21 protein-coding genes are annotated in these 21,466 nt (G+C 66.5%); 12 read left to right on the forward strand and 9 right to left on the reverse strand.

Annotated elements, in window-relative coordinates; translation table 11 throughout:
* Positions 1–34 precede the first annotated feature (34 nt).
* The 4 genes from WS66_RS29295 (at position 35) to WS66_RS29310 (ending at position 4,273) form a co-directional block, all read left to right on the forward strand.
* Complete coding sequence (locus tag WS66_RS29295) at positions 35–1,084, forward strand: patatin-like phospholipase family protein (RefSeq protein WP_059606246.1); 1,050 nt, start codon at positions 35–37, stop codon at positions 1,082–1,084.
* 63 nt (positions 1,085–1,147) lie between these two features.
* On the forward strand, positions 1,148–1,768 hold the full coding sequence (locus tag WS66_RS29300) for an HD domain-containing protein (RefSeq protein ID WP_059606249.1): 621 nt from the start codon (positions 1,148–1,150) through the stop codon (positions 1,766–1,768).
* Positions 1,769–2,060: 292 nt separating this feature from the next.
* The gene (locus tag WS66_RS29305) at positions 2,061–2,780 is read left to right on the forward strand and encodes a response regulator transcription factor (protein ID WP_059606358.1); all 720 of its coding nucleotides are present in this window, start codon (positions 2,061–2,063) and stop codon (positions 2,778–2,780) included.
* Positions 2,780–4,273 (forward strand): HAMP domain-containing sensor histidine kinase, encoded by a 1,494-nt coding sequence (locus WS66_RS29310; protein WP_059606250.1) that lies wholly within the window; start codon positions 2,780–2,782, stop codon positions 4,271–4,273. Before WS66_RS29305 ends, WS66_RS29310 begins: the two co-directional genes overlap by 1 nt.
* A gap of 291 nt (positions 4,274–4,564) precedes the next feature.
* On the opposite strand, the gene WS66_RS29315 is transcribed toward WS66_RS29310, so the two are convergent.
* Positions 4,565–5,665, reverse strand: a complete 1,101-nt coding sequence (locus WS66_RS29315) for an AraC family transcriptional regulator (RefSeq protein ID WP_059606252.1) — start codon at positions 5,663–5,665, stop codon at positions 4,565–4,567.
* A gap of 320 nt (positions 5,666–5,985) precedes the next feature.
* On the opposite strand from WS66_RS29315, the gene WS66_RS29320 reads away from it, so the two are divergent.
* The 3 genes from WS66_RS29320 to WS66_RS33840 all read left to right on the forward strand — a co-directional run bounded on the left by WS66_RS29320 (position 5,986) and on the right by WS66_RS33840 (position 9,036).
* On the forward strand, positions 5,986–7,620 hold the full coding sequence (locus WS66_RS29320) for an AMP-binding protein (protein WP_059606255.1): 1,635 nt from the start codon (positions 5,986–5,988) through the stop codon (positions 7,618–7,620).
* A complete protein-coding gene (locus tag WS66_RS29325; RefSeq protein WP_059606258.1) occupies positions 7,620–8,780 on the forward strand; it encodes an AraC family transcriptional regulator in 1,161 nt (386 codons plus the stop codon). The genes WS66_RS29320 and WS66_RS29325 overlap by 1 nt, the downstream gene beginning before the upstream one ends.
* Before the next feature lie 103 nt (positions 8,781–8,883).
* The gene (locus tag WS66_RS33840) at positions 8,884–9,036 is read left to right on the forward strand and encodes a hypothetical protein (protein WP_159086595.1); all 153 of its coding nucleotides are present in this window, start codon (positions 8,884–8,886) and stop codon (positions 9,034–9,036) included.
* Here WS66_RS33840 and WS66_RS29330 read toward each other — a convergent pair.
* The 8 genes from WS66_RS29330 to WS66_RS29365 all read right to left on the reverse strand — a co-directional run bounded on the left by WS66_RS29330 (position 9,025) and on the right by WS66_RS29365 (position 16,322).
* Complete coding sequence (locus WS66_RS29330; RefSeq protein ID WP_059606361.1) at positions 9,025–10,257, reverse strand: MFS transporter; 1,233 nt, start codon at positions 10,255–10,257, stop codon at positions 9,025–9,027. The two genes, WS66_RS33840 and WS66_RS29330, sit on opposite strands and share 12 nt — an antisense overlap.
* A gap of 136 nt (positions 10,258–10,393) precedes the next feature.
* On the reverse strand, positions 10,394–11,821 hold the full coding sequence (locus WS66_RS29335) for an MFS transporter (protein ID WP_059606261.1): 1,428 nt from the start codon (positions 11,819–11,821) through the stop codon (positions 10,394–10,396).
* 184 nt (positions 11,822–12,005) lie between these two features.
* Positions 12,006–12,449, reverse strand: a complete 444-nt coding sequence (gene aroQ, locus WS66_RS29340) for a type II 3-dehydroquinate dehydratase (RefSeq protein ID WP_059606370.1) — start codon at positions 12,447–12,449, stop codon at positions 12,006–12,008.
* Positions 12,450–12,468: 19 nt separating this feature from the next.
* Entirely contained in the window at positions 12,469–13,302 is an 834-nt protein-coding gene (gene aroE / locus WS66_RS29345) for a shikimate dehydrogenase (protein WP_059606364.1), read from the reverse strand.
* Positions 13,302–14,522: a CaiB/BaiF CoA transferase family protein gene (locus tag WS66_RS29350; protein ID WP_059606265.1), complete on the reverse strand. Its 1,221-nt coding sequence runs from the start codon at positions 14,520–14,522 to the stop codon at positions 13,302–13,304. Before WS66_RS29350 ends, aroE begins: the two co-directional genes overlap by 1 nt.
* Entirely contained in the window at positions 14,522–14,980 is a 459-nt protein-coding gene (locus tag WS66_RS29355) for a MaoC family dehydratase (protein ID WP_059606268.1), read from the reverse strand. Before WS66_RS29355 ends, WS66_RS29350 begins: the two co-directional genes overlap by 1 nt.
* Before the next feature lie 2 nt (positions 14,981–14,982).
* Complete coding sequence (locus tag WS66_RS29360; protein ID WP_059606270.1) at positions 14,983–15,375, reverse strand: VOC family protein; 393 nt, start codon at positions 15,373–15,375, stop codon at positions 14,983–14,985.
* Positions 15,372–16,322, reverse strand: a complete 951-nt coding sequence (locus WS66_RS29365) for a ketopantoate reductase family protein (RefSeq protein ID WP_059606368.1) — start codon at positions 16,320–16,322, stop codon at positions 15,372–15,374. The genes WS66_RS29360 and WS66_RS29365 overlap by 4 nt, the downstream gene beginning before the upstream one ends.
* A 99-nt stretch (positions 16,323–16,421) precedes the next feature.
* Here WS66_RS29365 and WS66_RS29370 point away from each other — a divergent pair, with 99 nt between their 5' ends.
* The 5 genes from WS66_RS29370 (at position 16,422) to WS66_RS29390 (ending at position 21,418) form a co-directional block, all read left to right on the forward strand.
* The gene (locus WS66_RS29370; protein ID WP_059606273.1) at positions 16,422–17,324 is read left to right on the forward strand and encodes a LysR family transcriptional regulator; all 903 of its coding nucleotides are present in this window, start codon (positions 16,422–16,424) and stop codon (positions 17,322–17,324) included.
* 227 nt (positions 17,325–17,551) lie between these two features.
* On the forward strand, positions 17,552–18,232 hold the full coding sequence (locus WS66_RS29375; protein WP_059606276.1) for a hypothetical protein: 681 nt from the start codon (positions 17,552–17,554) through the stop codon (positions 18,230–18,232).
* A 31-nt stretch (positions 18,233–18,263) separates the two neighbouring features.
* Positions 18,264–18,761, forward strand: coding sequence for an Lrp/AsnC family transcriptional regulator (locus WS66_RS29380; protein WP_048021211.1), 498 nt, complete (start codon positions 18,264–18,266; stop codon positions 18,759–18,761).
* Between the two features lie 150 nt (positions 18,762–18,911).
* Positions 18,912–19,991: a homoserine dehydrogenase gene (locus WS66_RS29385; RefSeq protein WP_059606279.1), complete on the forward strand. Its 1,080-nt coding sequence runs from the start codon at positions 18,912–18,914 to the stop codon at positions 19,989–19,991.
* Positions 19,988–21,418 carry an aldehyde dehydrogenase family protein gene (locus WS66_RS29390; RefSeq protein ID WP_059606281.1) on the forward strand — a complete coding sequence of 477 codons (1,431 nt, stop codon included), beginning with the start codon at positions 19,988–19,990 and terminating at the stop codon, positions 21,416–21,418. Before WS66_RS29385 ends, WS66_RS29390 begins: the two co-directional genes overlap by 4 nt.
* Positions 21,419–21,466 lie beyond the last annotated feature (48 nt).

Below are 21,466 nucleotides of genomic sequence, written 5' to 3' on the forward strand. Positions count from 1 at the left end.
TTGTTCCGTATAGCGAAGAACTGGGGAGACGGACATGACGATTACGCACACACGACGCCGCAACGATCTACCGCGCAAACAGATCGCGCTGGCCTTGCAGGGGGGCGGGATGCACGGCGCCTTCACCTGGGGCGTGCTTGACCGGCTGCTCGAAGACGGCAGGCTCGAAATTGAGGGTGTCAGTGCAACCAGTGCCGGCGCGATGAACGCCGCCGTACTCGCGTACGGGCTGCAACAAGGCGGCGAAGACGGCGCGCGTCAGGCACTGCACGACTTCTGGCAGGCGGTCGCGCGATCGGCGGAGCACTACAACCCGCTGCGCTGGGTGCCGTGGCTGAAGGGTACGCACAGCTTCGGGCTCGATCATTCGCCGCTCTATGCGTTCGCCGACATGATGCTGCGCGTCTTTTCGCCGTATCAGTTCAATCCGAACAACCTGAATCCGCTGCGCGAAGTGCTCGAAAGCCACGTCGATTTCGACGCACTGCGCAAGCACTGTCCGATCCGGTTGTACCTGTGCGCCACCAACGTCGAGACGGGAAAGATACGCATCTTCACGGGCGAGGACGTCAGTGCGGACGCGGTGCTGGCCTCGGCATGCGTGCCGACACTGTTCCAGGCGGTCTCGATCGATGGCGAATATTTCTGGGACGGCGGCTACATGGGCAATCCGGCCATCTATCCGCTCATCTACAATTGCGCGACGCGCGACGTCGTGATCGTGCACATCAATCCGCTCGTGCGACGCGGCGTGCCGATCACGGCCGCGGAAATCCTCAATCGCATCAGCGAGATCAGTTTCAATTCGTCGCTGATGCGCGAGATGCGGGCGATCGCGTTCGTCACCGACCTGATCCAGCAGGGCACGATCGATCGCGGCGAGATGAAGGAAATGCTGATCCATTCGATTCGCGCCGACGACGCCATGTGCGCGTTGAGCGTATCGAGCAAGTACAACGCGGATTGGGCATTTCTCAGCGAACTGCATGACCACGGTCGGCGCGAAGCCGACGCATGGCTTGCGCATCACTACGGAAACATCGGGCAGCGGTCGAGTATCGACATCCGCAGGGAGTTTCTCTGAACGCATCGCGGTAATGTCGGCATGGGGCGATCATGCGCAGACGCCCCGGGCCAAGGAGCGAACGTGAGCCGGATGCAGGAGCGGTTCGTCGCGTTGTGGTCGTGCAGCGGCGGAACAGATGCCGAGGGTGTCTATCGGATGCTGGCGCGATGCTATGCGGAGCCGGCGCGCCATTACCACACGCTCGTCCATGTGCGGCGATGCTTGCGCCAGTTCGACCTGGCACGCGAGTCGATTCCCGAACCGGACGCCGTCGAACTCGCGCTCTGGTTCCATGACGTGATCTTCGTGCCCGGCGCGAAGGACAACGAGCAGAACAGCGCGGACTGGTTCCGGCGCCGGGCGGGCGAGCGAATCCGCGCCTGCGACCACATTTGCGCGATGATTCTCGCGACGACCCACTCGGGTATTGCCGCAGGACTCGATGCCCGTTTCGTCTGCGACATCGACCTGGCCGTGCTCGGTGCTTCCCGCAGCCGGTTTCGCGAAGACGGCCGGCGTCTGCGGGCGGAGCGTCCCGATCTTGACGACCGGGCCTACGACCTTCATGAGCGAACCATTCTGCGCGGGCTGCTCGTGCGTCCGCGCATCTATCTGACGGACTTCTTCCACACGCGTTGCGAGATGCAGGCCCGCAGGAATTTGAGTTGGCGGCTCGGCTTGCCGGTATCCGAATCGGAATGAAGAACGGCTGCGCCGACGTGATGATCGATCGAAGCGGTGCTCGGGCCCGGGCGATTGCCGTCTGAAATTTTGGGGGCCGGAATGAAACGTCGCGCCGGTATTGCCTCTGCGCCCGCTCGCAACCCAAACTTAAACGAAATGTGACCCCTTCCCGCTGCAAAATTTTGCACAATGGCGGCAGCGCGGCGTTGCTGCCGCGATTCGCCCTCGCTGGCCGGTCTTTCGGCCCTGGGCAGACCAGAACCCGTCTTTCGACTTCCGGAACCACTACGACGTGCCGCCGCCGACCGCCATGGACCACCCCAAACGCATCCTGATCGTCGAGGACGATGCCGACATCGCCGACGTGCTGAGCCTGCACCTGCGCGACGAGCGCTACGAAGTGGTTCACAGCGCGGACGGCACGGAAGGGCTGCGCCTGCTCGAACAGGGCAACTGGGACGCACTGATCCTCGACCTGATGCTGCCCGGCGTCGACGGCCTGGAAATCTGCCGGCGCGCGCGCGCGATGGCGCGCTACACGCCGATCATCATCACGAGCGCACGCTCGAGTGAGGTGCACCGGATCCTCGGCCTCGAACTCGGCGCCGACGACTACCTCGCGAAGCCGTTCTCGGTGCTCGAACTCGTCGCGCGGGTCAAGGCGTTGCTGCGGCGCGTCGACGCGCTCGCGCGCGATTCGCGGATCGACGCGGGCACGCTCGACGTGGCCGGGCTGTCGATCGACCCGATCGCGCGCGAAGCTGCCGTCAATGGCGCGCGCATCGACCTCACGCCGCGCGAGTTCGACCTGCTGTATTTCTTCGCGCGGCATCCGGGCAAGGTGTTCTCGCGGATGGACCTGCTCAATGCCGTGTGGGGCTACCAGCACGAAGGCTATGAACACACGGTGAACACCCACATCAACCGGTTGCGCGCGAAGATCGAGGCCGATCCGGCCGAACCCGTGCGCATCCTCACCGTGTGGGGACGCGGCTACAAGCTCGCCGCGCCGGATCAGCGGGACACGTGATGAAGCTGACCCTCACCCAGCGGCTGTCGCTCGTGTTCTCGGTCCTGCTGCTCGCGTGCTCGGGGGCGTCGGCATGGCTGCAGATCCGCGCGAACGACATGCGCGAGAAGGAAGTCGTGCAGGGCCTGTCGCGCGATCTCGCCGCGCATATCGCGAGCAGCACACCGCTGATGGACGCGAACGGGCTGCGCCCGGACGCCGTGCGCTCGTTGTTCGGCCAGCTGATGGGCGTGAATCCGAGCGTCGAGGTGTACCTGCTCGACAACGCGGGGCGCATCCGGGGCGACGACGCGCCGCCCGGCCACGTGAAGCGCGATCGCGTCGATCTGGCGCCGGTGCAGCGCTTCATCGCGGGCGATCCGCTGCCGATCCTCGGCGACGATCCGCGCAGCCCCGACGCGCGCAAGGTGTTCAGCGCCGCGCCGCTGCAGCGTGCGGGACAGCCGCCGTCCGGCTACATCTACGTGGTGCTGCTCGGCGAAGCGCACGACCGGCTGGCCGCGCGCGTCGACGCCGGCAACGTGCTGCGCACGACGCTGTGGTCGATGGCGCTTGTCGCGCTGCTCGGCCTGCTTGCAGGCCTGACCGCGTTCAGTTTCATCACGAGCCCGCTGCGCCGGTTGACCGATGCGATGCGCCGCTTCGACGCGAACGCGGCGCCCGACACGCAGCCGCCGGTGCCACGTTCGCCGCCCGGGCGACGCGGCGACGACATCGCGGTGCTCGAATCCGCGTTCGCGCAGATGGCCGACCGGATCGGCGACCAGTGGCGCGCGCTGACGCGTCAGGACCAGCAGCGGCGCGAACTGATCACGAACATCTCGCACGACCTGCGCACGCCGCTGACGTCGCTGCACGGCTACCTCGAAACGCTGTCGCTGAAGTCCGACGCGCTCGCGGAGTCCGAGCGCCGCCGCTACCTGTCGATCGCGCTCGCGCAGAGCACGAAGGTCGGCCGCCTCGCGCAGGCGCTGTTCGAGCTCGCGCGGCTCGAATCGGGCGGCGTGCAGGCCGAGCGCGAGCCGTTCTCGCTCGTCGATCTCGTGCAGGACGTATTCGAGAAGTTCGAACTCGCCGCGCAGTCGCGCGGCGTCACGCTGCATGCGCGCATCCCGCCGCGCGTGCCGGTCGTGTCGGCCGATCTCGGGATGATCGAGCGCGTGCTGACCAACCTGCTCGACAACGCATTGCGGCACACGCCGCAGCACGGCGAAGTCGAAGTGGCGCTGACGCCGCAGGAAGACCGCGTGGTGGTGACCGTGTCGGATACCGGCGAAGGGATTCCGCCGGCGCGGCGCGAAGGGCTGTTCCAGCGGCCGCAACGGCCGATGAGCGGCGGTGCGGCGACGAGTGGCGGGCTCGGGCTGCTGATCGTGCACCGGATGCTCGCGCTCAACGGCAGCGGGATCCGGCTCGTCGACCGGGAGGGGCGTGGCGCGGTGTTCGAGTTCGCGCTGACGGTCGCGCAGCCGGCGGCCGGAGAGGCGCGCTGAAACCGACCGGCGCCGTCGTCGCGATTTCCGCCGATCGGCATGCATGGAATGCCGGACCGCCGACGCTGGCCCATCGGCCGTCCACGGCAGTTGGCGCCGCGTGCGGCGTGGCAGGAGGCGCTACGTATCGATGCCCGGGCCGGTCTGGCCGATCGTACAGGCGCGTTTGAACCACGCGATTCGCGACCGGCAGAACGCGAGCTAGGCGCGAACGATGGCCGACGGATGCCGATGTGACGGATACGGCAGGTTCACCGGTTGTTCGGGGCCGCGCCCGCTCGTGCGTAGCGTCTACCCGCCGCGCTTGCGCCGCACGTCGCTCGGCGTCGTGCCGGTCCAGCGCTTGAACGCGTGGCGGAATCCCACCGCGTCGCTGAAGCCGAGCGTCAGCGCGATGTCCTCGGTGCTGAGCGTGGTGGTGCTCAGGTAGTCGATCGCGAGCGCCTTGCGCACGCTCGTCAGCAACTCGCTGTACGACGTGCCTTCGGCGTCGAGCTTGCGGCGCAATGTGCGCGACGTCATGCACAGGGTGTCGGCGATCGCGTCGATGTCCGGAAACTGCCCGGGCGTGCGCGTGAGTTCATGGTAGACGCGCCGCGTGACGCCCGCCTGGCTGCGCAATTCGTCGAGCAGGCGCGCGCAGTGCGACGACACCTGCGCGGCGGTGATCGGATTCGCGAGCTGCGGCGCGCGCGTGAGCCACGCGGCCGGGTAGCTCAACACATGGTGCGGCTGGTCGAACGCGATCGGGCATTCGAGCGCATCGGACAGCAGCGCCGCATGCGGCGGTCGCGGCTGCGCGAACTGCGCGCGGGCCGGCACGCACCACGCGCCCATCACGTCCTTGATGATCGTCACGTGCAGCGCGAATTGCATGTCGATCAGGAAGCGGTAGAGGGGCAGGTCCGGCTCGGGCAGTGCGGTTTCATGCGGATCCGGGAACAGCCACGACGCGGTGTCGCCCTGTTCGACCCACCGGATCGCGAGCATCCCGTTCGCGAGCTGGTGATATTTGACTGCCGAATCGAACGCATGCGCGAGCGATTCCGAACACAGCATCGCGTAGCCGTACATACCGTAGCTCGACGCATGCAGCCGGCGGCCGACGCGCACGCCGAGATCGGTGCCGTCATAGCGGCCGATCGCGTTGCGCGCGGCGGTCAGGAACTGCAGTTGCGATGTGAGCGTGAATGGGTCGGTGACGGCGTCCGGCGACAGGCCGGTGCCATCGAGCACGGCGGTCGGGTCGAGGCCGAGTTCCTGGGCGACACCGACCAGCACGGCCAGCTTGGCCGGCGAGAAGCGCTTCTCGCGCAACGCGTGGGCGAGCGGGGCGTCCGGCAGCGGGGCGGCGCCGGCGGCCGTCGGGGTCAAGAGCGCACTGCGCGGCATGGCTGGTTCTGCGTCCGATTCGATACCGTTCCGGGTTCGCGATTTTGCGCCGGAACGCGCGGGCGCGCCATAGGGTTCACCCTGATGCGCATGGGCTTGCACGGCCCGACAACGGCAAACCGACGCGCGAGCGCAAGCCGCGGCTGGCGGTGCGCCGCGCGTCCGCGTGTCCGTTTCGATCATCTTTTCGACCGCCCGGATCATTTTCAAAGCACCGTTGGCGGGCGATAGTCGTCGGTCAGGCGACGGCCCATGCGCATCCGGTGCGCGGGCCGCCGTGCGAACGGCGCTGCCTGGCGCCGTCCCCCGAGGAGCAGGACATGACGAAGAGACACTGGATCGGCTCGTACGGCTCGATCCCCGCCGAGATCGATGCCGATCGCCATCCTTCCGTAACCGCGCTGCTGGACGAAGCGATGCGCCGCTTTGCCGATCGCCCCGCGTTCCGTGCATTCGGCCGCACGCTGACCTACGCCGACGTCGACCGCCTGTCGGCCGCGCTCGCCGCATACCTGCAGCAGGTCGTGGGCGTGCGCAAGGGCGACCGCGTGGCCGTGATGCTGCCCAACGTGCTCGCGTTTCCGGTGACGTTCGTCGCGCTCGCGCGGATCGGCGCGATCCAGGTCAACGTGAACCCGTTCTACACCGCGCACGAGCTCGAACACCAGCTGAACGACGCGGGCGTCGAAGTGGCCGTGGTGTGCGGCGGATCGATGGGCACGTTCGCCGACGTGGTCGGCAAGACGCGCATGCGAACCGTGCTGAGCGTCGGGCGCGGCGATCTCGGCGCCGTCGATGCGCCGGCGGGCGCGTGCGACGCGCTGCCGCCCGGCTCGATCCCGCTCGCGGACGCGATCGCCGCCGGCGAATCGCTCGCCTTCGAGCCGGTCGCGCTCGGCGGCGCCGATCTGCTGCTGCTGCAGTACACGGGCGGCACGACCGGGCTGTCGAAGGGTGCCGCGCTGTCGCACCGCAACCTCGTCGCGAACATCGAGCAGTTCGCGGCGATCGTGCCTGCCGCGCGTCAGCCGGGCGAGGAGGTCGTCGTCACGGCGATCCCGCTGTATCACATCTTCGCGCTGACCGTGAACTTCCTGTCCTACTTCGCGATCGGCGCGGAGAACTGGCTCGTCGCGAACCCGCGCGACATGGACGGCTTCATCGACGTGCTGAAGGCAGCGCGGCCGTCGGTGTTCGTCGGCGTCAACACGCTGTATGCGGGGCTCGTGGGCCATCCGCGGTTGAAGGAGGTCGACTGGTCGCGGCTGAAGCTGTCGGCCGGCGGCGGCGCGGCGGTGATCGACGTGATCTCCGCGCGCTGGAAGGCGGTGACGGGTAACTTCATCCGCGAAGGGTACGGGCTGTCGGAAACGTCGCCGGTGGTCACCTTCAACCCGCAGTCGATCGACGCGTTCACGGGCACGACGGGCCTGCCGCTGCCGTCGACCGACGTGAAGCTGCTCGACGACCAGGATCGCGAGGTGGCGATCGGCGAAGCGGGCGAGATCTGCGTGCAGGGGCCGCAGGTGATGGGCGGCTACTGGCAGAAGCCGGAAGCGAACGCGGCGGCGTTCACCGCGGACGGCTACTTCCGCACCGGCGACATCGGCGTGTTCGACGCGGCCGGCTTCCTGAAGATCGTCGACCGCAAGAAGGACATGATCATCGTGTCGGGCTTCAACGTGTACCCGAACGAGGTGGAAGCCGCGGCCACGTCGCTGGCGGGCGTGGCCGAATGCGCATGCATCGGCGTGCCGGACGAGCGCACGGGCGAGGCCGTCAAGCTGTTCGTGGTGCTTGCGCCGGATGCGGCCGTCACCGAAGCGGAGATCGTCGCGCACTGCCGCGCAAACCTCGCGGCCTACAAGGTGCCGAAGCTGATCCGCCTGGTCGATCGGCTGCCGAAGTCGACGGTCGGCAAGATCCTGCGCCGGGAACTCAGCCGCGCCGACTGATGGCGCCGAAGCGCCGCGCGCCCGTCGGCGCGCGGGCCGGCACGCCGAAAGCCCCGAAGGCCCGGTCCGGGTCGCTCAAGTACAATGCGAGCGGTTCGACCGACGGGGACGCGATGACCGGTTCAGACTCACCTTCCGCCCGGCCCGGGCAGGCGCTGCCGTCGCCGAGCGCGACGGTGCCGATCTCGCTCGTCAACGGTTTTCTGGCGAGCGCCGGCGCGCGGCGCGATGTGGTCGAGCGCTACCTGCGCGGGGCCGGCATCCCGCTCGAGCTGCTCGGCGAGCCGCATGCGCGCGTGACGGAAGAGCAGTTCTCGACGCTGTACCGCACGCTCGCGATCGACCTCGACGACGAGATGCCCGGCATCTTCTCGCGCCCGCTGCGCGGCGGCACGCTGAAGTACCTGTGCCTGAGCCTGCTCGATGCGCGCAACCTCGAAACGGCGCTGCACCGTTTCGGCCAGTTCTTCCATATCCTGCTCGACGACTTCTTCGTCGAATCGAAGCGCGACGGCCTCGTCGCGCAGGTGCTGCTGCGGCCGAACCCGGCCGTCGGCCCGATCGGCGCGCTCGGCCAGGAATTGATGCTCAAGCTTGTGCACGGCGTGTGTTCCTGGCTGATCGGGCAGAAGATCCCGCTGCTGAAGATCGAGTTCGCGTGCCCGCGGCCGCGCCATGCGGTCGAGCACCTGTACTTCTTCACCGGCTCGGTGCAGTTCGACTGCGAACGCACGCTGATGCGCTTCAGCGCCGACTACCTCGACGCGCCGATCCGGCAGAGCAAGCGCAACCTGCGCAAGTTCCTCGCTCGCGCGCCCGGCGACTGGATCTTCGAATCGTTCAGCGAACAGCTCGTGTGCCATCGCGTGCGGCAATACCTGTCGGCGGCGCTGCCCGACCTGCCGGTGATCGACCAGGCGGCCGAGCATCTGCATTGTTCGGTGCGCACGCTGAGCCGCCACCTGGCCTCGGAAGGCACGACGTTCCAGGCGCTCAAGGATGAACTGCGCCGCGACATCGCGATCCAGCGGCTCACCGATACGCTCGACACGATCGCGGCGATCGGCGCCGATATCGGCTTCGACGATCCGAGCGCGTTCCATCGCGCGTTCCGCCACTGGACGGGCAGCACGCCGGGGACTTACCGGCGACGCGTGTAGCGCGGGTTTATCGAACCCGATTTCAATCCCGCTCCCATAACCGGCATCCTTCGCGCGCTCCCATGGACGGCTCCCCGTCGTCACGCGTCATCATGCGTGCGGCATGCTGTTGCGTTTTGCGTATCGGGAATGGCGCATCGCGAAGATCGTCCACATCGCGTCGTTCGCCGTCAAGAGCGAGTGGCGTCGCGTCGCGCTCGACGAATTCGACGGACAGGGCGAGCGCGTCGGCCTGGCAGCCCGGTCAGCTGCATGAACTCGCCGATGCACCGGATTGCCTGCCGACCGAAGTCGCGTGGGTGATTTTCGGCAGCCATGCAAACGCGATCGTGACCAGCATCACACCGACGACGAGCATCGGCACCACCATTGGCCACGCGCCCAGTTGATAGCGCGGATCGGTGAAAACGGCTGCCGTCTGTCCCACGCTGAAAGCGAAGAACATCATGATGAAGCCGGACCACGATACCGCGCGGCCCGCGAGATGAGGCAGGCTGCTGACAGCCCCTGCCTGCCCGCATGGCTGATGGATCCCGTGGCCGAGGCAATACACGCCATGCCCCAGGAGCAGCGGCCAGATGCTGCCGGGAAGCAGTGCACACCCCGATGCCTGAATCACTGCGCCTGAGAGGCTCAACGTTGCGCCTTGTCGTACCGTTCGCAGCATGCTCTGACGTCGCAGCAACAGGCGGCAGCCATACGTACTCAGGACATAGACGAACGTACCGCTCGCCGGTATCCAGCCATATCGCTGGGGCGACAGGCCGAGATACCGGATGTAGATTGCGGGAGACAGCAATAGAAAGCAGAACATGCCGGTGTACGTCGAGGCGGCCAGCAGCGCCCATACCCGGAACGTGGCATTGCCGAATATCTCGCGCACGTCCCGGATCGAGCCCCGGCTCGAAGCGATTCTGGTGGAGCTTTCCTCGAAGCCGTACCAGCACATGACGAGCAGCCCGAATGCATACAGGCTCATCCCCGCGAGCACCCATCGCCATCCTGCCTGCTGCGTGACATACGCACCGAGAATCGGCGCGAGGAACGCCATCATCCCCATTCCCATGAAACCACGTGCCATCACGTACGGGCCATCGGCCGCCGAATACCGGTCGCGCACCGTCGCGCGCGCGCATACCAGGATCGCGGCCATGGCAAAGCCCTGCATCGCGCGAGCGGCTACCAGCATTGCTGCGCTCGAAGCGAGCGCAGCCGCGAGCGCTGCCAGCGCATAGAGCGCAAGGCCGCTCAGCAACACGGGGCGGCGGCCGTATCGGTCGGAAAGACTGCCCATCGGCAATTGCCCGATGCCGAATATCAATGCGAAAACCGTGAGGCTGACGCTGGCGGACCCCAGCGTTGCGGCGATTTCAGGCAGCGCCGGCAGGTAACTGTCGGTCGCCACCGGCTGGGCCGCCAGCAGAAGCGGCAACATGAGCGCGAAGTTCAGGCGGGCAGGGCGCGTGGTGTCCGGCATGACGGTTTTCGGCACGGTATCAGGCATCGGATGAAGACAGCGGCAACGCACGTTCGCGCTGCCGGTGACGGCGCGGCAGCAAGCTGGAAATGCTCGGCGGAAGGGGCGCCGAACACGACGCCCCGTCGAGCACTGGCTAGCTGCCCAGGGATCCTGGCACGTGTTCGCGCACGATGCGATGGCGCGCCATCGCGTCGACGCGCAGCCGGTCGTATTCTGCCTTGTCGACCGGTTGAGCGTTCGCTCGCCCCAGGTCGTTCATATGGACACGATGGGTCTCGCGTGCGCTCGCGGCTGCGAGCGACGCAATCACGGTGATGCCGAACGCGATCGCGCCGACGATCAGCCAGACGTGGTGCCCTCCAGGCGGCGCGACTGCCGTGAACAGGGCGGGCAGCATCGCCGTGGCCGCGGTGCCGAGGTTCTGCGCGATTGCCATCGCCGAGACGCGCGTGCGGGTCGGGAAGAGTTCCGGGTAAAAGGCGGGAAATACCGCGTTGTAGCCCTGGTACACCACACCCCACATGAGCATCGACATCACGAATGCGAGCGGCACGTTGCGGATGCTGATCGCATACAGGTAGGCGAACGCGAGCAGGCCGGCCGCCAGCGAGCCGACGATGATCGGCGGGCGGCGTCCGACCTTGTCGGACAGGTTGCCGACGAACGGAATCACGATCATCGCAACGATATTGCCCACCACCGTGATCCAGAGATAGATATCTTTCTGGAATCCGATCCCATACGCTGGTTGGACCGCATAGGCTGCGCCGAAGATGGTGGCGACGACCGGAATCACGTTCATCATCGACATGCAGGCAACGCGCACCATGTCGGGAAAGTGGTGTTTGAAAGCGTCGGCAACCGGCGAGCCGGCTTGCGACCGGTTGCGTACCGTTGCATCAAAGGCCGGCGACTCGTCGACCTCGCGACGAATGATCAAGCCCGCAACGATGACCAGCGCACTCAGCAGGAACGGAATGCGCCAGCCCCAGCTGTCGAATTGCGCGGACGGCATGTAGTAGGCGAGCGGCAGGAATACGGCGGCGGCCAGCACTTGCCCGGCCTGCACGCCCTGTAGCGTGAAGCTGACGAAGTATCCGCGCCGACCGAACGGCGCGTGTTCCAGGATCATCGAGCTCGCGCCGGTAATCTCGCCGGCCACGGCGAAACCTTGCAGCAGGCGAAGCGTCACCAGCAATGCCGGCGCGAGCAGCCCGGCTTGCTGATAGGTCGGCAGGAGGCCGACTCCGACGGTCGAGATGCCCATCAGGAACATGCAGAAAAGCAGGACGGTTTTCCGTCCGCGCGTGTCGCCGAGATGACCCAGCACGAACGCGCCGATCGGGCGCGACACGTAGCCGACACCGTAAGTGGCCAGCGACGCGATGATGGCTGTCGTGGAGCTCCCGTGCGGAAAGAATATCTGCGGGAAGATCAGCGCCGATGCCGTGGCGTAGATGAAGAAATCGTAGTATTCGAGCACCGATCCGATCCAGCCGCTGACGGCGGCTTTTCTCGATTGGTGCCTGCCTCTGGGCTCGTCCCGCAAGGTCGTGGTCATCGTCGTCTCCAGATATTGATATGTGTGCCGGGCAACGCGGGTGATGCGGGGAGTCGTCACTGCCCGATGTATCGACTCCGTTGTGTGACCGGACCGAGGCCCATCGATACGACGCACGGAGAACAACCGCGGAACGGTTGCGCATGTGCGTCGATCCCGCATCGGCAGCCGATGCGGGAATCGGTCATTCCTCGCCGAGCGCCGCGACCGCGGCCCTCAGCGCCAGCAGATAGCTTTGGACACCGAAACCGCAAATCTGCCCGCTGACGATCCCGGCCAGGACGGAGTGATGCCGGAACGGCTCGCGTGCATGAATGTTGGACATGTGCAGTTCGACGATCGGGCACGTGAGGATGGCAAGGGCATCGCGAATGCCGTAGCTGTAATGCGTCCATGCCCCGGCGTTGATCAGCACCGCATCCTGGCGTTCCTCGAAGGCGCGATGAATGCGCTCGCACATCGCGCCTTCGCCGTTCGTCTGGAACGATTCCACCTGTACGCCCAGTTCCTCCGCCAGCCCTTGCAGCCGTGCATCGATCTGCGCGAGCGTGATCGTCCCGTACTGTGTGGGGTCGCGCTTGCCGAACATGTTGTGATTGATGCCGTGCAGCATCAGGATCTTCTTCATGCGAATCTCCATCGCGTGTTCAATCAAAGGGCACGGCCAGCCGATCGATCACCGAACTGGTCTCGGGGCGTACGCCGCGCCACCATGCGAACGCTTCGGCCGCCTGCTCGACCAGCATGCCGACACCATCCGCAATTCCGTGTACGCCGGCGTTTTTCGCGAGCCGCAGAAACGGCGTCAGACGCTTGCCGTATGCAAGTTCGTAGGCGGTGCCGGTCGGACTGAACACGCTCGGCGGGACCGGCGGCAGGTCGCCGGTCAGGCTCGCCGACGTCGCGTTGACGACCAGGTCGAAACGCCCCATCCGCGCGAGGTCCGCGTAGCCGCCGGCAACGAGCGGACCGCGTTCGGCAACCTGCGCGACCAGGGCGCGCGCCTTGTCGACGTCGCGATTCGCGATGACGAGTTCCGCCGGTCCGGCTTCGAGGAACGGCAACAGCGCGCCGCGTGCCGCGCCGCCCGCACCGAGCACCAGGACACGCTTGCCGGCCATCGGCAGATTGAGGTTCGCCTCGATATCGCGAACCAGGCCGATGCCGTCGAAGTTGTCGGCCAGGATGCGGCCGCCGTCGAACTTGAGCGCGTTGGCCGCGCCCGCGAGCTGCGCCCGCTCGCTGCGTTCGTCCGACATCGCGAACGCGTCGAGCTTGAACGGCGCAGTGACGTTGATGCCCTTGCCGCCGCCTTCGAAAAAGGCACGAACCGCGGCTGCGAAAGCGCCTGCCGGCTCGACGGGCCCCTCGATGGGCGTATAGCTGATGTCCTGACGCGTCTGCTGCGCGAAGAGGCCGTGAATCAATGGGGATTTCGTGTGCCCGATCGGATTGCCGATCACCGCATATGGGTCGGTCATCATTGGCTCGCTTTTGAATAGAGGACGCCGTCGGCCTGCATCGCGTCGATTTCGGCCGAATCGAACCCGAGGGAGCGCGCGACTTCCGCGTTGTGCTGCCCGAGATCGGGCGCGACGTCGCGAATCGTCGTATCGCAATCGGAAAACCGGAACGGCAGGTTGGGCAGGCGCAGCGTCCCGTAGCGCGGATGCTGTTGCTCGACGACCATGCCTCTCGCCTGGATCTGCGGATCGTTCAATACCTCGTCGATGCGCTGCACCTTCGCGCACGGAACGTCGATGCCGTCGAGCAGTTCGAGCACCGACACGACGGAACGCGCGGCCACCCACGGCTCGACCACCGACAGAATCTCCGCGCGGTGCGCGTTACGCCCGGTGCTGTCGTGAAACCGTGTGTCGGCGCCGAAGTCCGACGGGCCGCCGTGCGTCGCGATCAGCCCGGCGAAGCGTTTCCACGCGTCGTCGACTTGTGCGGCGATCACGAGATCGCCGTCCGCGGCACGGAACACGCCATAGAGCGTCGAGGTCGGCATGTCGTGCCCGGTCTGCTCGGGCAGCACGCCCTGCAGCGTGTAGCACTGCACCGCATATTCGTGCATCGATACCAGCGTGTCGTACAGCGCCATGTCGATGTGTTGCCCGCGGCCGCTCTTCACGCGCCCCAGCAGCGCGGCGTTGATCGCCGCGACCGCATGAATGCCGGTGTACATGTCGCCGAGCGAGATGCGCAGCAGCGGCGGCCGCTCGCCCGGCGTGCCCACCATCTGCATGATTCCGCTCCTGGCTTCCGCGATCAGCCCGAAGCCTGCGCGATGCGCGTCCGGACCGGTGTGCCCGTACGCCGAAATCGAACAGTAGACGAGGCCCGGATTGCGCGCCGACAATTCCGGATAGCCGAGCCCGAGCTTGTCCAGTGCGCCCGGCCGATAGTTCTCGATGAACACGTCGGCGGAGTCGCACAGCCGCTGCATGAACGCCTTGCCGCGCGCATCCTTCATGTTGACGCTCACGCCGCGCTTGCCCATGTTGAGCTGCAGGAAGTAGCCGCTTTGCTGGTCGTCGAGCACGGTCGCGTGCTGGCGTCCGGCGTCGCCCGATCCGGGGCGCTCGACCTTGATGACTTCGGCGCCGAGCGCCGCGAGACAGCGCCCGACATACGGACCGGCAAGGAAGTGGCTGTAGTCGACGACGCGAATACCTTCGAGTGGGCGAGCCTGCATTACAGTGCCTCCGGGCGGCGCGGCACCATCAGGCGATGCTCGCCGCGTTGAACGACCTGACCGTCCTGATTGATCAGCTCCGACGGCAGCACGACGATGCCCCAATCCGGGCGGCTCTTGCTGGCCCGCATCGAGCCGACGCGGAACTTCACGTGCAGCACGTCGCCGACCTTGATCGGCAGCAGGAAATCCCAGCTCCAGCCGAGCGACATGCCCGGCAGAAAGCGATAGTCGCTCTGCGTCTTCAGGCCGTCGGCGATGGACAAGCCGAACAGCCCGTGCGCGACGAGGCACCCGAAATGGCTCGCGTTGGCGTATTCCTCGTCCACGTGGACGGGCGTATGGTCGCCGGTGAGGTCGGCGTACGCGAGAATGCGCTCCTTGGTCACGATGTAGCTCGGGCTCGTGCACGTGTCACCCTCGCGGGCGTCGTCCCAGTATTTCTCGACGATCGTCATGGTCATGCCTCCGCGCGCGGGTTGATCGCCAGCGCCTGCGCCACGCAGGAAGCCGGCCTGGCCTGGATCAGTTCGACGGCGAGCCCGTCGGGCAGGCGAAGCCAGTTCCGCCCTTGCGGCATCTCCGACACGCCGAACCGTTGTGCCTCGGCCAGCGCGGCTTCCAGGTCTTCGCACATCACGCCGAGATGCGCGAGCCGACCTTCCGGGCCATTGTGGTCCGGCGCGTGGATGAACTGCAGGCCGCCGAGCGTCCAGTACTGCCGCGGCGCGTCGAGCGTGCCGTCCACTTCGCGCAGGGTCATGCCGAGCACTTCCTCGAAGAAGCGGATGTGCCAGCGGATGTCCTTTACCCAGATCGCAACGTGTTCGAGATAGGCTTTCGTGGCATTCATGCGGCGGTCTCCTGCCGTTGGCGATCGGCCATCGCGCGTTCCAGCCCCTTGATGCAGGCGACGAGCGTTGCATTGACCGGGGTCGGCACGCCGTAGCGCTGCCCCCAGCGCACGACCGAACCGTTGATGAAGTCGATTTCGGTGATCGAGCCCTTCTCGAGGCTTTGCAGCATCGACGTCTTGAAGGTCGCGGGGAGCCCCTCGGCGGCGAGCGTCCAGGCCTGTTCCGGATCGGTCATCGACAGCTTGACGCCGGCCGCCTGCGCCGCCGAGATCGCCTCGGCCACGGCCGCGAGCGACGTCGCCTTCAGCAGCGGCTCATCGTAAAGCTGCCCGTAGGTGAGGCCGGTAAGGCCGGTCAGCGCACCCGTCGCGACATTCACCAGCAGCTTGTCCCACATGGTGCCGACGATGTTGTCGCTGATCGTCGTGGCGAGGCCGGCGGCATCGAACGCGGCGGCGATTGCCTGCACGCGCGGTGTGATGCGGCCGTCGAGTTCGCCGATATAGGTGTACTTGCCGATCACGCCGGATTCGATATGGCCCGCGCCGCGCAGCACGCCGCCGACGTAGGTCTTGCCCGCGAGCACGCGCTCGCGGCCGACGACGTCGATCAGGATGTCCTCGTGTCCGAGGCCGTTCTGCAGCGACAGCACGGCGGTATCCGGACCCACCAGCGATTGGGCGCCGCGGATGGCCGCGTCGGTGTGGAACGACTTGACCAGCACCACCACCAGGTCGGCCACGCCGACATCGGCAGCCTGAGTCGTCGCGTGGACGCGTACGTGGCGGGTGCCGCACGCGTCGTCGACGCGCAGGCCGTCACGGCGCATCGCATCGACGTGTGCAGGCGAGCGGTCGATCAGCCAGGTCTCGTGGCCGCCTTGGGTAAGGGTCGCGCCGATCGCGCAGCCCAGCGCGCCAGCGCCCAGAATTGCTATTTTCAATGGCTTCTCCTTGACGTATGGCATCACGATAGGAGTCGCCGCTCATGCCGACAATGCAATGGATACAATGGCATCATTGCCACGGACAATAACGCCACGATGCCCGCCGACCTGCCCGACCTGAAGCTGCTTCAGCTTTTCGATCTCCTGTACGACGTGCGCAGCGTCACGCGTGTCGCCGAGCACCTGGGGCAGAGCCAGCCGACGGTGAGCATCTGGCTCGGGCACTTGAGGGAACACCTGCACGATCCGCTCTTCATCCGGACCCCCGGCGGGATGGCGCCGACACCGCAAGCCGACGCGCTGATCGGGCCATGCCGGGAAATTCTCGAATCGCTTCGGCGCTTCACCGCATGGGAGATCGCATTCGATCCAGCGACGGCCCAGCGACGCTTTCGTATCTGCATGACCGACGCGAGCCACATCACGCTGCTTCCAAGGCTGCTGGCCCATGTCCGGGCGCATGCGCCCGGCGTCCGGCTGGAAGTCGCACGGATCGACGGCAATACGGAACGCGCGCTCGAATCCGGCGAAGCCGATCTCGCGATCGGGTATGTGCCGTGGCTGGGTGGCGGCATCTATCAGCAGAAGCTGTACGACCAGGACTGGGTATGTCTGGCCAACCGGCATCATCCGAGGATTCGCGGCCGCCTCGGGGCCAAGCAGTATCGTTCCGAAGGACATGTCGCCATCACCGCGGGAACCGGGGCGCAACTCCTCGAACAGGCGCTGCGGCAGGCGCGCATCGAGCGAGACGTGGTGCTGGAGTTGCCGGGTTTTCTGGGTCTGGGTGCGATCGTCCAGACGACCGACCTGATCACGACGCTACCCCGTCATATCGGCCAGACACTGGCTCAGGCGAGTGATCTGGCGGTTCATGCGTGTCCGATCCCGGTCGACGGGTTTGCGGTACGGCAGCATTGGCATGCGCGATATCACCATGAGGCAGGCAACCGGTGGCTGCGCGGCGTCGTGATTCAACTGTTCGGTGCGTCGCAGTGACCTGCGGCTCTGGCGGTCGCGAGGGACGCCGGACTGGCCGGCGTCTGGCTGGATGCGAAACGTCCGTCAAGCGGTGTTTTTCGACGTTTTGCGTCGATGTTCGATGCGGTTGAGATTTTTTTAGTCGCATCGAGGCGATATGATTTCTCCAGCCCCAACATCGTCGGCCAAACCATGAAGCGCGCCAGCATCGCTGCGCCGCGGCCCCGCAAGCACGAGAGAGTTGTATGCCGGACACGCCAATCGTCATCGTTGAACACGCCCGCAGGCGAACCGCTCAAGTCCGGGCCGGCGACGTCCCGGCCGCGTTGCAGGATGGTCCCAAGTGGGTGTGCAGGATCGTCCCGGAGCACGCGCAACGGTCCCGCGAAGGGCACCGATCCGCTGCAAGCGCGGCTGAAGCGCTGGGCCGACTGAAGCCTGCGAACGTCGTGTTGACGGACCCAGTCCCGAGCGCCGGCGGCTGGCTGGCGCGCGCTTCGACCGACGGGGCCGGCCGGTGTCGCGCCTATGCGCATCTCGGTGCGGACCGGGTCCTCGAGATGGTCGGAATGCCGGGCGTCGGCCCGTGGCTCGACGAGCACGACACCTGGTGGCCCGGCGCTTACGAGTTGCCGCTGCTCGAACAGTTGTGCGCGAACGCGTCGCCTCTGCGCGACCTGCTCGGTGCGACCGCATCCGCCCATCTGATGATGAGCCTGACCGAAGTCGACGGCACTGCACTCGTGACCGAATCGGACGATGGCATCGAGCGTCCGTTCCGAATTCCCGCGGGCGTGGATACGATCCATTTCGCACCGGTACGTATCTGCGGGCCGGCGGCGCAGTGGCGCGAAACGCTCGTCACCGCGTTCGACCGTGTCCGGCATCTGGTCGGGCTCAGATCGGCGCGCCCTTTCTATCTTTGACGCAAGCACCCGTTCTCCGGCAGGCCACGCCATGACCGACGCACTCGACTCCTTCGACCGCAAGATCCTGAATATCGTCCAGCGCGATTGCACCGCGACTGCGGATGCCATTGCCGAACGAATCGGCCTGTCCACGTCGGCCGTGCAAAAGCGGCTGAAGCGCATGCGCACCGAAAAGATCATTTCGGCGGAAATTGCGGTGGTCGATCGCGCGGCGGTCGGCAGGCCGATGACGTTCATCGCGGCAATCGAGATCGAACGCGAAAACTACGAGACGGTCGCCAGGTTCCGCGAGTGGTCGAAGGCGCATGACGAGATCCAGCAGATCTACTACGTGACCGGCTCCGTCGACCTGATCGCGATCATCACCGCGCACGACGTCGAGGCGTACGACCGGCTGTCCGCGCGGATCATGCAGAGCAATCCGATGATCCGCCGGATCAACACGAATGTCGTGCTGAGCGCGGTCAAGGTCGGGCTGTTCGTGCCGGTCGACAAGGACGGCGACGACGAACCGCCGGCCACCTGACGTACTTGTTTCGCGCGGGACGGGCGATCCGTCCGTCCCGCATGACAAACCGCAACGGATGATGACTTGAATCGGGCGAAACGCCTAATTTGAAAATCGATTCGCATAACTAACCTGTGTCGTGTCGTCAATGAACAGGAGAAGATCAAGATGGAACTCAAACTGGCACTGGTCGGTTTCGGCGGAGTCAATCAGGGACTGGTCGATTTGCTCAAAAAGAAGCGTGCGATGCTGGGTGCGGCGGGACTCGACGTATCGGTGACGACGGTCGCCGACCTGCGGCTCGGGATCGCGACGAATCCTCGCGGTATCGCGCTGGACGTCCTCGACGAAACCGCTCGGCGGGGCGTCGATGCCGAAGCGCTGCGTCGCGATCCCGGCACGCTGGTGTCGCCGGACGTCGGCCTCGGCGCGGTGCTGAAGGCCATCGCGTCGGAACACGTGGATGTCGTCATCGAGGCGACCTTCACCGATCCGAACACCGGTGAACCCGCGCTGTCGCATTGCCGTACCGCGCTCGAATGCGGCAAGCACGTGATCACGACCAACAAGGGGCCGATCGCGCTCGCGCAGCCGGCGCTGGCGCGGATCGCCGCGCAATCGGGTGCTTGTGTGATGTACGAGGGCACGGTGATGAGCGGCACGCCGGTGCTGCGGCAACTCGCGACCTCGCTGCGCGGCTGCGACATCCACGGCTTCGCCGGCATCCTGAACGGCACGTCGAATTACGTGCTCGGTGAGGTCGAGGCCGGCGCGAGCTTCGATGCGGCGATCCGGGATGCGCAGCAGCGCGGCTATGCGGAGGCGAACCCGGCGGCCGACGTCAACGGTTCGGACGTACAGCTGAAGGTCGTCATTCTGGCGAACGCACTGTGGAATGCCGGCCTCAAGCGTGGCGACGTGACGTGCCGCGGCATCGTGGAACTGACCGAGCACGACGTGCGCGCAGCGGCGGCGGAGCGCACGTCCTGGCGGTTGATCGGATCCGCCATCCGCCATCCGGACGGCACCGTTACCGCGAGCGTCGAACCGCGCAAGCTGCCGGCCGGCCATCCGCTGCTTGCCGCGAGCGGCGTGACGAATGCGATCACGTTCGACACCGACGTGCTCGGCGGCGTGACGATCAGCGGGCCGGGGGCCGGCCGCGAGGAAACGGCGTTCGCGATCCTCTCCGACCTGATCGAACTGGCGGACAGGATTGGCGCAGCCTCGCACGAGGTGGCGGCATGAGCGCGCGCGATGCGGTGATGAGCGACTGCACGGCAGCCGGCGTAGCCGATGTTCGGTCGCCGTATGACGGCTCGATCGTCGGCCAGGTTCGTCTGTCGCGAGCCGATGCGGCGCCGGTCCTCGTCGAGCGCGCGCTCGACGGCGCGCGCGCGGCCGCAACCATGCCGCGCAGCCAGCGGGCCGACATCCTGTTTCGCGCAGCCGTGAGCGTCGAGGCACAAGCGGAGACGTTCGCACGCACGATCGCGCTCGAAGCGGGCAAGCCGCTGCGGCAGGCCCGCAAGGAAGTCGCGCGCTGCGTGAACACGCTGCGCCTGTCGGGCGAGGAAGCGAAACGACTCAACGGCGAGACGATCCCGTTCGACGGGTATCCCGGCTCGGAGGATCGTAGCGGCTACTACACGCTGGAGCCGCTGGGCGTGATTCTCGCGATCACGCCCTTCAACGACCCGTTGAACCTCGTCGCACACAAGCTCGGGCCGGCGCTCGCGACCGGCAATGCGGTCATCCTGAAGCCCTCGTTGCTCGCGCCGCTGTCCGCGCAGGCCCTCGTCGAGGTTCTGTGGGAAGCCGGGGCGCCGCGCGACACGCTGCAGATCGTGCACGGCGGCGCGGATATCGCGTCCGCTCTGGTGCGTGACCGGCGGATCCGGATGGTGACCTTTACCGGTGGCCCGCAGACCGGCGAGGCCATCACGCGCGACGCGGGACTCAAGAAGATCGCGATGGACCTGGGCGGAAATGCGCCGGTGATCGTCATGGCCGACTGTGACCTGAAGGATGCCGCCGAATCGTGCGTGTCGGGCGCGTTCTGGGCGGCGGGACAGAACTGCATCGGCACGCAGCGGATCTTCGTCGCCGAGGCCGCGTACGAGCCGTTCGTGCGTTTATTCGTCGAACTGACCGGCAGGATGGTCGTCGGCGATCCGCTGGACGATGCGACCGACATGGGGCCGATGATCGGCGAGGAGCAGGCGACGCGCATCGAGCGCTGGGTCGACGAAGCAGTCGCGGGCGGTGCGACGGTGCTGACCGGCCATCGGCGGCGCGGGGCGCTGTATGAACCGACGGTGCTCGCGGATGTGCCGCACGACGCGCGTGTATGGACCGACGAGGTATTCGCGCCGGTCGTGACCATCGAGAAATTCACCGACCTGCAGCAGGCGCTCGACGCGGCCAATGCGTCGGAGAGCTGCCTGCATGCAGGCGTGTTCACCAACCGCCTGGAGGCGGCGCTCGGCGCGGCCGAGCGCCTGCAGGCGGGCGGCGTGATGATCAACGATTCGTCCGATTACCGCTTCGACGGCATGCCGTTCGGCGGATTCAAGCATGGGTCGCTGGGTCGCGAAGGCGTTCGATTCGCGATGACGGAAATGACGCAGCCGAAGGTGGTCTGCTTCAGGCGCAACCGGCGGCTGTCGAGCTGATGCGCAAGCGCGGGCCCCTCGCGGGTCGCGCGGCGCGAACCGGAGCGG

The sequence above is a fragment of the Burkholderia sp. LA-2-3-30-S1-D2 genome (assembly GCF_001523915.2).
Classification (GTDB): domain Bacteria; phylum Pseudomonadota; class Gammaproteobacteria; order Burkholderiales; family Burkholderiaceae; genus Burkholderia; species Burkholderia diffusa.